The organism is Mucilaginibacter gossypiicola (assembly GCF_900110105.1).
Lineage (GTDB): Bacteria > Bacteroidota > Bacteroidia > Sphingobacteriales > Sphingobacteriaceae > Mucilaginibacter > Mucilaginibacter gossypiicola.
The window spans coordinates 330,150-342,689 of record NZ_FOCL01000002.1; the positions used below are offsets into that span (position 1 = coordinate 330,150).

Below are 12,540 nucleotides of genomic sequence, written 5' to 3' on the forward strand. Positions count from 1 at the left end.
GTTCATCACGCCTGCCCTTTTATTGTTATTAAGGATTTTCATCAACTCATGAATTTTATTCATGGGTTGTTACGAATACGCTTTCAGTAATTGCCGGTAGCGATTCAGAATTCCGGATTTAGAGATATATCCAACGAATCTGCCGTTTTCAACAACCGGCAAGTTCCAGGTATTCGTCTCGTCGAATTTTTTGATAATTTCCCGCACCTCGTCGTTTAGGTCTATAAGTACCGGCGGGGTAGTCATGACGCTTTGAATGCTCAGCTCATGGTAGCGATCCTTGTTAAACATCACCGGCCGGATATCGTCAAGCCTGACGATACCTTCCAGCAAATGATCCTTGTTGATCACAGCTATAAAATTCTTTTTCCCCGTGCGGACCAGCTCGATGAGTTCATGGAATGAAGCATGGATATCGATCTCCTGGATATCTTTATCGATCAGATCAGCGGTGTGGAGTAGCAACAGCAGGTTCTGGTCATGCTCTCTGGTAAATATTTTCCCATCTGCTGCCAACTGTTTCAGGTCAGGAGAGATCGCGGAAAACCGCTTTGCGATTAAAAAAGATATGACGGAAACGATCATTAAAGGAATGAAAAGATCATAACCCGTACTCGACTCCGCGATCAGGAATATGGCGGTTAGCGGCGCATATAAAACACCGCTCATCACCCCGGCCATGCCTACGATGACCAGGTTCGTAGTCGGTACGTTGGGAATACCCAATTGTGTACATAGCAGCGCCATAAAATAACCGACTGTCCCCCCGGCAAATAATGCCGGCGCAAAATTACCGCCGTTCCCGCCACCATAAATGGTGATCGATGTAGCGAAAGCCTTCAAAAGGCAAACCAGGCCGAGGAACAACAATATGAACCATTCGTGAAACGTGAAATATTTGAAAAAGCTTAGCGCAACGATGGATTCGATTTGGCCCGTTGCCAGCCCTTTAATGGTAGAATAGCCTTCCCCGAATAGCGGCGGAAATAAGACGCACATTACCGAAAGAAGGACTCCTGCTATCAAAGCCTTTTGCAGCCTGCTTCTTTTCATATGTTTGAACTGGTGCTCTACCCATTGCGACACGACGACAAAATAGCGGGCATACAGGCCGCAAAGTATCCCCAACAATAAATAGAAGGGAATATTCCTGTAGTTAAATGCATGCCTCAACTGGAATTGAAATAAAGCTTCCTCATTAAGAATGATCCTGGATATAAGGCTACCGCAAACTGCTGCCAAAACCAGTGGAATAAAGTCGGTAAATACAACCCCGGTAAGCAGGATCTCAAAAGCGAACATCATACCCGCAATAGGGGCGTTGAATGCGGAAGCGATACCTGCTGTAGCGCCAGCCGCCAGTAACAAGGTCCGGTCTTTATAATCCAGTTTATAGGTTCTCGCAAAATTAGATCCGATAGCTGAACCGGTAACCGCAATCGGGCTTTCCAGGCCGGCAGAACCACCCAGCCCCACGGTTATCGCGCTCTGCACGATCTGGGAATACATCTTTACCGGCGAAACCATGCTGGAGTTTTGCGCGATCTCATACAAAATCGCCGGAATGCCTTTCCGGTCATTTCCCCGGTAAATGTAAAGTACGACCAATGTGGTCAGCACGATCCCTAATAAAGGGAATACCAGGTAAAAAAAGATCTGTTGCTCAAATTGAAATTTAGAGGTAATTACGGTATGAATATAGTGCACCAGCATTTTTAAAGCCACACCGGCCAAGCCGGCCGTGCAGCCAACGAGAATCCCCGATAAAATCAGAAAATGGCTGTGCGAAATGTAATTGCGGACCCAAAGCAAAATGATCTCGTAGCTTCTAAGCCTACGAACACTTGTTGCTTTAAAATCCCGCTGAAATTTCAAAAAATCGTGTAAATGTCGTAACCTGCTGTATTTACTCAAGGTGTACCTCCGATACTTTTTCGATCATAAAGATTTGTTCTGATTTTTGATAAAAAATCGTGTATGTTAAATGGTTTACTAATATAATCATCTGCATAACAATATTTTGCTATCGATTCTATATCAGGTTCGGCTGAAATTAATATAACCGGTAAGCTCCTGGTATCCGCATGGGTTTTGAGCTTTAAACAAATTTTTGCCCCCGCTTGTGCAGCACCATGCATCCGCAGGTCAATCAATAACAAATCAGGTAAAATCTCGTGTAGCGAATCCGCTTCTTTACCATCTGCAGAGGTTACAATCTGATACCCTTCTGCCGTAAGGATATAAGATAACAATTCGAGTATATCCGGGTCATCATCGATGACTAATATTTTATGTTCATGAGCAGGCATGTGGATGGTTTTTAATGCAGCAGACCCATTTATTTCGGACCTGCTGCAACAATAATATGATCTGTTATCTATTTACCCTTATTATCAGAAGCATCTTTTTTGGCCAGGTAGGCCTTGGCTTGTTTGTTATCAGGATAGATTTCACTTGCCTTTTTGAAGTTCTCCGTAGCCTTATTATCGTCTTTCTCCTTATAGTCATAATAAGCTCCTAAATAGGCATAGGCCTCGCCCAGGTTTTTCTTTGTCCTTTCGTCTGTAGGTGGGGTTACTGTTTCCAGCGCGATGTACTGCTCATATAGAGGCTTGGCAAGCCCTTCGATATTATTCCGGTCTTTTTCTTCCAGGTCCTTGATCCTTGCACGGTACAACAGAACATCCCCGACAGGTTTTGCAACTGTCTTTTGTTGAATATAACTAAAGGCTGAATCCGCTTTGGCCAACAAGGTTGAATCAGGCTTAACACCGTCTTTATTGCCGGTTGAATTGTAATACTGGTTGCTGTAGCCATAATAATAGCTCATTCCCTCGCGGAAATATTCAGTAAGCTTCACATGATGGCTATGTTCTATATATTTTTTATAGGCATCCCCAGCCTCAACATATTTCTTTTTGGTGTACAGAGAAGTGGCTATATCATTATAAGCCTCGTCAAATGTACTATCCAGGGCTATCGCTTTATTTAAGTTTAGGATACCCAATGAATCCTGATTTGTTTTTAGCTGTAACCGGCCCAGGTATAAATAATCCCGCGGAATGATGCGTTTGGCATCCGCTTCTCTGATGAATTTATTTAATGCATCTAAACCCGCCTGGTAGTTCTTGTTTTCATACCCGGCGTACCCCAGGTATCTGTAAATGCGCAGATTTGATTTACTGGATTTAGCCAGATCATTCGCTACCTGTTCCAGCGCTGTATAATCTCCGGCCTGGATCAGGAAATCCGCATAGCGCATTTCTGATTCTGCTGAACGATCCGTTAGATCAAGATATTTTTTATAGTAATCGGCGCCTTCTTTCACTTTTACTGATGCCATTTTGGGATCAGTAAGTGCCCATCTCAGATCTGTCTCAGCCAATTCGCGGTAAGCTGGCCCATAATTCGGATTAATGGCTAGAGCATCTTTAAATTTCTGTGTGGCATCTTCAAAATTATTGGCCTGTTTCCACAGGGAGCCGATGACCACATTGGTTCTTGCCGATTTAGGATCAAGTAGCTGGGCCTGCGAGTAGTTGGAATACGCGTTGTTGTTATCCAGTTTTGAGTGATAAATATCTCCCAAAGTCAAAAAGTACTCCGGATCTTTTGCACCGAACTTTACTGCTTTGGTCAAGGTGTTCAGCGCCAGATCAGCTTTTGGATCCGGTTTTAACAAGTATGCTTTGGCTATATAAATATAAGGCTTGTCGTCCTTGCCTGCCAAAGTGCTGGCTTTATCAAAATTTGATAACATGCTGGCATCATCTTTATCTAATTTGGCAACGATACCTAAACCAACATAATTCAATGCCGATTTAGGGTCTGCCGCAATGCCCTTACTAAATACGGCCTTTGCCGAATCGGGGTAATCCTGCAGTACATACACCCAACCCAAATGAAAATAGTTTTCGTCCTTGGCGGGAGCTGTTGTGATCAGCTGCTGCAATTGCGCTTTGGCTTTCTGATATTGTTCCGCATCAATTGCCTTAAGGGCATCAGCCGTAGTTTGTGCAAAACCCGGGGCAATTATAGATAAACAGCCGAAAAGGCTTAAAATAGTCTTAAGTTTCATAATCAATAAATCGTTAAATAGGTACATCCGTTGAACATGCCCGGATGTGACAATAGTAATTCAGATAAAACGGCAATGATTATCATGAACCTCCCGGAAATGGATATTCGATAAAAAAAGCCTGAAATAACTGTTGCGTTTGCAGGTATTAACCGGGCCGGATGAACCACACGGATAACCCTGCTAATAGGTTTTTAAAACTGATGAAGAGGTACGATCTAAATCCTGAAATTACAGTGCGTTAGGTAAGTGTGCTGAAGATTATAGAATATGGTAAATCGGGGAGGAATTATTTTGGATAAGGCGCGGGATGAATAGAAAACCGTAAAGATCAGGAGCAGGCAAACCGGCAGCAGGCGTTGCTTCAACTGTTCATTTTCCAGGGTGGACTTTTCTATTGCCCGAAAAGAATTATTCCTGTTTAGATGAAAATGCTGGACATGGCTTTTCTCCGCGAAATAGGAGCTGGCTCTCGGACAGGAGCTTACCGGGTTGTACCGGGGCATATTAAGCACATTAGCAATCGTGGCTAATACGTATACCAGCAAGAAGCACACAATAAGAGGTTTAAAAAAACAATACGATTTAAATTTTGTCATTAAAATCACACTTTGCTGGCATCCGGCTAAAAATAACCAGAATAATGTTTGTTGTCAACTAATTCTCAGTTTTTTCATTAAATCAAAATGACGGCAATTCGGAACAGAGCGGCACAAGCTGCTGTAAAGCAATGGCTTGTGTATTCATTATTGTGAGGCTAAGGCATTTTATCTATGGATTAAAACAATTGGGTTGTTTTTTATTCAATTTTTTATATTTAGAAGGAACTGAAATATCATGGTTAACTCTCCCAAAAGTTTTAAGATTTTCCAAGGGACAGGTACTGTGATTTAATGAGCTGCGTTAAATACCTGTTGTTCCACGCCAACCTTTGTTGGATCCTATATTATTAAAACACTGATGATTATTTCCCCTTCGACCAAATATCTGATTTCAACAATTATCTTCTCCCTGTTGGTCATTTTTGCTGCAAACGCACAAGTCGTTCCTCCCAGGGAAAAAATTTGCGGACGTTGGGAGTCTGCAAATAACACCCTGATCATTACCATTTCATTGATGAAAAACGAGTACAAGGCAGTCATAGACTGGTTTAGCGATACAGAAGGGAAGCCGCTGGATTACTGGAAAGACAGGCATAACCCTGATCCTAAACTTCGCAACCGCAAAATACATGGTCTAAGTATCCTTAGAAATTTAACTTATCACGCAGATACGAAATCATGGGAGGATGGAATGATTTATGACTCCAAGCATGGCAAAGAATGGAACGCATCGGCTTACATTGATGGGCAGGGTCTTCTGCGGGTAAAGGGATATTGGCATTTTAAATTTATTGGCCGTACCATGAAGTTCAGGCGGATATAGTTTTTTATTAAAAAGCTATTTCCACTTACATTTTTTCCTTTATTCCCCTTCTGATCAACCACCAGTTCACCGGGTAGGCGGTGACAAAACCCCAAAGCATGGCAATCTGCATCATGAACCAAAATAAAGGATTGGTAACTGGTATTTTGTATCCAAAGATCCAGTAAAAGCTTAACGCCATCCAGCCGTACATGCCAACCTGCCAGGCTGTGAGGGAGAGCGCATCTGCCTTTAAAGCCGCTATCAACGCAGCTTTTACAGTTAAGTTTTTCATGGGCCTAAGGGCATAATATTGAAAGAGTATGCCAAAGGCAAAAGCCAGTAAAAAATCAATTGTCCATGTCCCGGCCAGTTTGCTGCCGAAAATGGAAACCGGGACAAAAAACAAAAATGCTTCGGCGAACAGATCACCGACGGTACACCCGCTGCCACAGTGCAGCGCGCCAATAGCAACGCTTTGCCAGAATGGTTTATTTGGTATGGATATCGCGGCATCGGTTTCTTCTGCGGTTTTCTTCAGTGTACGCTTTTGCCCGATCTTATAATAAAAGATCAATGCCAGGGGCCCGGCATATAATGCGGAGATCGGGTAAACATAATTCATGACCATCATCTTTTGTCGATTTCCCCTGATTATATCTGAAAGAATGATGAAGGAGCAGATGATACCCGAAGCAATTGAGAGAACGGATAGGAGATGCAAATGTTCGTCGGTTATCAATGCATTAAAGTTTATCTAAGAATTATTTAACAATCATACTGCATCTTAGTTTGCATTTAACTGCATACAGCGCGACTAACTCCGGTTAATTTGATAATTTAGCTGAAACGAGCAGAGTGAACGCACGGTATTGTTTAACTGTTAATAAAATCAATTGAAAGTTGGAGACCAGAATGTACTAACACTTACCCCAATTTATCGCGTTGAAATAATGATATGTTCTGATGAATATTAACGAAATACTTACTATTACCATCGTACTGGCTGCGATATTTGCCTATATCAATCACCGGTGGATCAAATGGCCCCCTACAATAGGTATTATGATCCTGTCCCTGGTTTCTTCCATACTCATGGTGGCCCTTGGCTGCTCTCATTACCTGCTCTCCATGAAAGCCATCGAACTGGCCTCTTCTATCGATTTCCAAGATGTACTGATGAATTTCATGCTGAGTTTTTTATTGTTTGCAGGGGCGATTCACATTGATGCGGGCAAATTAAAGCAAGAACGCATCCCTGTTATCGTGCTCGCTACTATCGGTATTCTAATTTCCACTTTTCTGGTTGGCGGAATGGTATGGTTTTTATTTGGGCTATTCCATTTTCCTATTCCTTTTATATATTGCCTTTTATTTGGCGCATTGATATCCCCCACCGACCCGATAGCGGTTTTAGGGATCTTAAAAGAAGCTAAAATACCGGCTTCGCTTGAACTTAAGATCTCCGGAGAATCCCTGTTCAATGACGGCGTTGCGGTAGTAATCTTCATCAGCATTGCTGAGGTAGCCAAATCAGGAGATTTTTCGGCTGTGGATGTGGGAAAGCTGTTTTTTCAGGAGGCCATTGGCGGGCTGTTGTTTGGGGCCATTTTGGGTTACGCCGGCTTCCGGGCGCTGCGTTCCATCGACGATTATAAAGTAGAAACGTTGATAACGCTGGCTGTAGTGATGGGCGGTTATTTTATCGCGGGCCATCTCCATGTTTCCGGACCGCTGGCTATGGTAGTTGCCGGTATGATCATCGGTACCAAAGCCAAAGAGGAAGGCGTTTCTGATATTACCAGGGACTATCTGGGCAAATTCTGGGAACTGATTGACGAGATCCTCAACGCAGTTCTTTTTCTGTTTATCGGATTGGAAATGCTGATCATCAAAGCTAATACGACGGTGCTGATCATTGCCGGTTTTTCTATCCTGATCGTATTGCTGGCCCGATGGATCTCTGTGATCATACCTGTTTTCTTTTTAAGGTATAAAATTAAATTCGAAAGGCATGCTGTTGCCATCCTGACCTGGGGTGGTTTACGCGGTGGGATTTCGGTAGCGCTGGCTCTTTCGTTAGGCAGCAATATGTACCGCGATCAATTTGTGCTTATTACCTATGTCATCGTAGTTTTCTCGATATTGGTACAAGGACTAACCATTGGGAAAATGGCAAAAAAACTTCTTCAACCAGCTAAATGAATAAGTAATGATGAATACCTTACAAAGTATCCGGCGGTTTTTGAACTATCGCTTTAACCTGCAGGAAGATCGCGCGGATGAACAGGTAATTACCGGGTCAATACGCAAAAATGTCGATTTTAAAGGGGCTAATCTGTGGGCCCTGATCTTTGCTATTTTTGTGGCCTGCATAGGGCTTAATGTGAACTCAACGGCAGTGATCATAGGCGCGATGCTGATTTCTCCCATCATGGGCCCGGTTATGGGAATTGGGCTTGGCATTGGGATCAACGACCTGGACCTGGTGAAAAAAGGGCTTAAAAATCTTTTCGTGGCATCGCTTATTGGAATACTCGCTTCAACTGTATATTTCCTGATCACCCCGTTACATGATGCGCAATCCGAACTTCTTGCCCGCACTTCACCCTCTATTTGGGATGTGTTTATTGCTTTCTTTGGTGGTATGGCCGGTATGGTTGCCGCTACCCGCAAAGAAAAAAGCAACGTTATCCCCGGCGTGGCTATCGCGACCGCGCTCATGCCGCCGTTGTGTACCGCTGGATTTGGCATCGCTATGGGCAACTGGTTTTTCTTCCTGGGAGCCATTTATCTTTATTTTATTAACAGCGTGTTTATAGCAATAGCTGCATTTGTCATAGCGCGTTACGTAAAGTTGAAAAGGCATCATTTTGAAGACATAGCAACGGAAAAAAAGGTGAACCGGTACATTATTGCCATTGTAATTATAACAGTTCTCCCAAGTATCATCATGGCTTATCGTATCGTTGATAAAAGTATTTTTGAAACTAACGCCCGTAAATTTGTTGCAGAGCAGTTCAATTTCAATAATACACAGGTGGTATCAAAGTCATTCGCATACAGCACCAAACAAAAATCTATCGAGGTGTTATTAATAGGGGCTGAACTTGATAAACACGTATTGGATACGTTGAACAAAAAGCTGGAACACTACCGTCTTAAAGGGGTTGAACTACACGTCCGCCAGGGGTTGAATGCACAGCAGCACATTGATCTCTCTCAAATAAAGGCGAGCATCCTGGAGGATGTATTCAATCAGGTGCCTAAAGAGGATACTGTTCATACGGTCGTCTTAAAAACTTTATTAGAGGATTCCACGGTGTTGAAAGAAATAAAAATATTGTATCCTCAAATTCGTTCATATGGGCTAAGTAAAGTCGTTTTGCAGCGGACAGATACTTTAAAGGCAGACACGCAGCGGATGGCGCTGATCAGGTTTCAGAAAAGACCGTCCGAATCTGAAGTGAAGAGATTGCAGGAATGGCTTAGGGTGAGATACGGGCAAGGTGATATTAAAGTAATTACCGAATGAATTGAGATATGATTGTAGTTAATAACAATTTCAATCGCTTTTAACTATCCTGTAACAGTGAAAACGATATGTGTACTTGGTTGGTGTTCTGATCAATGATATTATAGCTAACACGGGCCTTATGATATTCGAGTACCCGCTTAACTATACTCAACCCGATTCCGCTTCCGGCAATGTTTCCAATATTGCTGCCTCTGTAAAAGGCGGTAAAAAGAGTGGCTGTATCTTCTATTTTTGGCACTTCACCGGTATTGGTAATCAGAAGCTCCGCTTCCTGATCACGCTGCCGGATCAGGCATTCCAATAAATGATTATCAGAGTAGATATAGGCATTCTTAAAAAGATTTAACAGCACGATCTTTAAAAGGGTTTCGTCACCAAGTATTTCCGGTTCTGCTGCATTCCCCGTGTTGTTTTCTATTTCAAACTTCAATTTAAAATCCGGGAAAACTTTTGACAAGTCGGCTACTGTATTAAATATCAGTTCATCCAGCCTGATCTTCGTGAAAGAAAGTTTATGTTCACTGCTATTGATGTCGGCCAATGCCACCAGTGAACTGATAATTTCGGAAAGCTGAAAGGTGTCTTCGAAAATACTGGTCAGGTTTGCCCTTATAATGTTGTCCAGGTCTGGTCGCTGAATTAAATTCTCTATTTGTGCTGCCACACGGGCAACAGGGGTACGTAATTCGTGGGAAGCATTGCCCGTAAACTCCTTTTGCCTGTTATAGGCATTGTCGATCCGGTCCATCATCTGGTTAAAGGAATGGGCCAGCGCGTTGATTTCATCTTCCCTTTTAGCCTCTGATAGCCTGATCTTTAAATTACTATCCGTGATCTCCTGTATTCGTTTGCGGAAGTTATCCAGAGGCTGTAATGCTTTTTTACTCAGACTGAAAGATAAAAGCCAGACAATGGCGGTACCTATGATAAAGGCACCAAACAGGAGGTATTTTAAATAATTAAGTTTATTGTTGTCGTAGGTGTCTTCGGCCGATACGGCAACATAATAATGTTTGTGGTCATACGTATAGTACAGCCCGAGTACATCATATTGTGCTGTCTTTTTAAATACTCTGCGTTTGGTTCTTATCTGGTCAAGATCGGCTTTTGTTAAATTTACCGTTAGTGTGTCGTTGCTATTGTAAATGAGTTTGTAATTTTCGTCGTATATCTGGGTGTTTTCTTTGTAAAGCTTATTGATACTGTTACTGTCGATGATCTTTTGCATCTTGTAATCGATCTCTTTGACCTCGATCAGCAACTTTGCTGTTGTCTGCGCTTTTTCGGCCATTAATGCAGAAAACTCATCCTGCCTGAAGTGGGCAAAAAGCAGGTAAACTGTTAAAGTAACAGTCGCCAAAAGTACTGAAAACAAAGAGCTGAAAATAAAGGAGAAGCGCTGTTTTAAATTCATTTGAGATAATAGCCAAATCCTGCACGGGTATGAACCAGTGGCCTGTTAAAACCTTTATCAATTTTGTTTCTTAAATAATTGATATATACCTCTATGGTATTGGTACCTGTTTCAAAATTGATATCCCATACCTTGTTCGCAATCGTCTGTTTGGAAACCGGCTTACCATTTTCCATCGCAAGTAATTCGATCAGTTTATATTCCTTGGGGGTCAGGGCGATTTCCTTTCCGGCCCTGGTTACCTTCATCTCGCCGGTATAAATCATCAGGTCATCAACAATAATGGTTTGCCTGTTATCCTCGCCGGTATGATAGCTTCTCCGCAGGAGGGCATTAATGCGTATGAATAATTCTTCCAGGTGAAATGGCTTGACGAGATAATCGTCTGCGCCGGATTCAAACGCTATGATTTTGTTCTCTACGTCACTATAGGCCGTTAACATTAGGATTGGCTTGTTCTTATCTGTTGCTCTGATTTTTTTACATACCTCTATGCCGTTAAGGGAAGGAACATTGACATCCAAAATATACAGTTCATAGTTTTCAATCAGGAGATGCTTGAAAAATAACTTACCATCGTAAACGACATCGCAAAGCAACCCCCGGCTGTCCAGGAAAATCTTGATTTCATTGGACATTTTATAATCGTCTTCTAATAGCAGAATTTTGTAGATCATGTATAATGAAGAGAGAGTTGTAAAAACGTAACGGACAATGACCCAATATACAGATAAAGCTCCGGTTGATTAATCCGAAGCTTTAAATAACAGTCATTATTTCCCTAAAATAATGCCCCGAAACAAGATATATGAGTATATAACTTATCCTAGTTCCAGTTCCAGTTTACCTTCGGCTGTTGAAGGGGCTTGCTCTGTTTCACCATGATGTTCAAATTTCATGTTTACACTAATGATCAGAAAGTAAGCCATACTGAATATCAATGACAATAGAACGCTGACCAATATGGCAACCTTAGCGATATCCTGAAAAGCTTCCGCTTTAAAGGCCAGCATGGTAGTAAATATTGACATCGTGAAACCGATACCTGCAAGTGTTCCCATCCCGAAAACCTGCTTCCACTCCACATTACGCGGTAAACTGGCAACTTTACAGGCCACCAGTATTCTGCTGAACAGGAAAATACCGATGGGTTTGCCAATCACCAGACCGAATATGATACCCAGGCCAACGGTAGTTCCTAACGCACCTATTATATGGTCCGGCATTAATATCGCTGTGTTTGCTAAGGCAAACAATGGAATGATCAGGAAATTCACCCAGCGGTGTATAGCCTTTTCAATTTTCGGTAGTTCCGCAACTGGTGTGGCGAAAGCCACCAAAACACCAACAATGCTTGACTCTATTCCAGAGTTAAAAAAAGCATACCAAAGCCCCAGGGATAATACAATTTGTACAGGACCAAATTTCATCTTTGTATAATTAACAGCTAACAATGCAGCATAGAGGAGGGCACCGACACCAAGAAAAAGCCAATTGATGTGCCCGCCATAAAACAGCGCAATCACAACAATAGCCCCAAGGTCATCAATAATGGCGAGTGCCATTAGCAGTATTTTTAAACCCACAGGTATTCGTTTGCCCAGTAAGGAGGCTATACCAACAGAAAAAGCTATGTCGGTAGCAGTTGGTATCCCCCAGCCGTGCAGGTAACTGGTATGTAGGTTAAAAGCAACAAATATCAGTGCGGGTACGGCCATCCCCCCCAGGGCTGCCCCAAAAGGAAGCACCGCCTTTTTGAAGGATGAAAGTTCTCCGCTGACCAGTTCTCGTTTAATTTCCATTCCGGCCATCAAAAAGAAAAAAGCCATCAGGAAATTGTTGATCCAGCTTAAAAAGTTTTCGGGCAAGGGTATAGATGAGAGAGTTAATAGATCACCATGCCAAAACTGTTTGTAGGCAGTAGCGAATCCCGAATTAGCCAGGCACATAGACAATACAGTGCAGGCTATTAACATCAGGCCGGTAAAACGGCTGTCATTAATCAAGATCCTTAATGGATTGATGGCTTTTAATAATATCCTTTTCATAGACAGTTCCCTTTCCTTTTAATAAAATTACCTGCCCCTCGCAGGCAGGTAATTTTCA

10 protein-coding genes are annotated in these 12,540 nt (G+C 42.4%); 3 read left to right on the forward strand and 7 right to left on the reverse strand.

Annotated elements, in window-relative coordinates:
• Positions 1–69 precede the first annotated feature (69 nt).
• From BMX50_RS06675 to BMX50_RS06685, 3 genes are all read right to left on the reverse strand, one after another.
• Positions 70–1,875 carry a chloride channel protein gene (locus BMX50_RS06675; protein ID WP_208864658.1) on the reverse strand — a complete coding sequence of 602 codons (1,806 nt, stop codon included), beginning with the start codon at positions 1,873–1,875 and terminating at the stop codon, positions 70–72.
• A gap of 35 nt (positions 1,876–1,910) precedes the next feature.
• Entirely contained in the window at positions 1,911–2,309 is a 399-nt protein-coding gene (locus BMX50_RS06680; RefSeq protein ID WP_091209435.1) for a response regulator, read from the reverse strand.
• Positions 2,310–2,377: 68 nt separating this feature from the next.
• Positions 2,378–4,078: a tetratricopeptide repeat protein gene (locus tag BMX50_RS06685; RefSeq protein ID WP_091210337.1), complete on the reverse strand. Its 1,701-nt coding sequence runs from the start codon at positions 4,076–4,078 to the stop codon at positions 2,378–2,380.
• A 960-nt stretch (positions 4,079–5,038) separates the two neighbouring features.
• Between BMX50_RS06685 and BMX50_RS06690 the strand changes: the two genes are divergently transcribed.
• Complete coding sequence (locus BMX50_RS06690) at positions 5,039–5,503, forward strand: DUF2147 domain-containing protein (protein ID WP_091209436.1); 465 nt, start codon at positions 5,039–5,041, stop codon at positions 5,501–5,503.
• Positions 5,504–5,528: 25 nt separating this feature from the next.
• On the opposite strand, the gene BMX50_RS06695 is transcribed toward BMX50_RS06690, so the two are convergent.
• Positions 5,529–6,107, reverse strand: coding sequence for a DUF4396 domain-containing protein (locus BMX50_RS06695; RefSeq protein WP_208864659.1), 579 nt, complete (start codon positions 6,105–6,107; stop codon positions 5,529–5,531).
• Positions 6,108–6,448: 341 nt separating this feature from the next.
• On the opposite strand from BMX50_RS06695, the gene BMX50_RS06700 reads away from it, so the two are divergent.
• Together BMX50_RS06700 and BMX50_RS06705 are read left to right on the forward strand one after the other, a co-directional pair.
• Positions 6,449–7,687 carry a cation:proton antiporter gene (locus BMX50_RS06700; RefSeq protein WP_091209440.1) on the forward strand — a complete coding sequence of 413 codons (1,239 nt, stop codon included), beginning with the start codon at positions 6,449–6,451 and terminating at the stop codon, positions 7,685–7,687.
• Positions 7,688–7,694: 7 nt separating this feature from the next.
• Entirely contained in the window at positions 7,695–9,017 is a 1,323-nt protein-coding gene (locus BMX50_RS06705; RefSeq protein ID WP_244280881.1) for a DUF389 domain-containing protein, read from the forward strand.
• Positions 9,018–9,057: 40 nt separating this feature from the next.
• Here the strand turns inward: BMX50_RS06705 and BMX50_RS06710 are convergent, their stop codons facing one another.
• The 3 genes from BMX50_RS06710 to nhaA form a co-directional block, all read right to left on the reverse strand.
• Positions 9,058–10,434 carry an ATP-binding protein gene (locus BMX50_RS06710; protein WP_091209444.1) on the reverse strand — a complete coding sequence of 459 codons (1,377 nt, stop codon included), beginning with the start codon at positions 10,432–10,434 and terminating at the stop codon, positions 9,058–9,060.
• Positions 10,431–11,111 carry a response regulator transcription factor gene (locus tag BMX50_RS06715; protein WP_091209446.1) on the reverse strand — a complete coding sequence of 227 codons (681 nt, stop codon included), beginning with the start codon at positions 11,109–11,111 and terminating at the stop codon, positions 10,431–10,433. The genes BMX50_RS06710 and BMX50_RS06715 overlap by 4 nt, the downstream gene beginning before the upstream one ends.
• 144 nt (positions 11,112–11,255) lie before the next feature.
• The gene (gene nhaA, locus BMX50_RS06720) at positions 11,256–12,482 is read right to left on the reverse strand and encodes a Na+/H+ antiporter NhaA (protein WP_091209448.1); all 1,227 of its coding nucleotides are present in this window, start codon (positions 12,480–12,482) and stop codon (positions 11,256–11,258) included.
• Positions 12,483–12,540: the final 58 nt, after the last annotated feature.

Coding starts and splice junctions, on each gene's coding strand:
- BMX50_RS06680 (WP_091209435.1), bottom strand. CDS start 2,309: ATGCCTGCTCATGAACATAAAATATTAGTCATCGATGATGACCCGGAT.
- BMX50_RS06685 (WP_091210337.1), bottom strand. CDS start 4,078: ATGAAACTTAAGACTATTTTAAGCCTTTTCGGCTGTTTATCTATAATT.
- BMX50_RS06690 (WP_091209436.1), top strand. CDS start 5,039: ATGATTATTTCCCCTTCGACCAAATATCTGATTTCAACAATTATCTTC.
- BMX50_RS06695 (WP_208864659.1), bottom strand. CDS start 6,107: ATGAATTATGTTTACCCGATCTCCGCATTATATGCCGGGCCCCTGGCA.
- BMX50_RS06700 (WP_091209440.1), top strand. CDS start 6,449: ATGAATATTAACGAAATACTTACTATTACCATCGTACTGGCTGCGATA.
- BMX50_RS06705 (WP_244280881.1), top strand. CDS start 7,695: ATGATGAATACCTTACAAAGTATCCGGCGGTTTTTGAACTATCGCTTT.
- BMX50_RS06710 (WP_091209444.1), bottom strand. CDS start 10,434: ATGAATTTAAAACAGCGCTTCTCCTTTATTTTCAGCTCTTTGTTTTCA.
- BMX50_RS06715 (WP_091209446.1), bottom strand. CDS start 11,111: ATGATCTACAAAATTCTGCTATTAGAAGACGATTATAAAATGTCCAAT.
- nhaA (WP_091209448.1), bottom strand. CDS start 12,482: ATGAAAAGGATATTATTAAAAGCCATCAATCCATTAAGGATCTTGATT.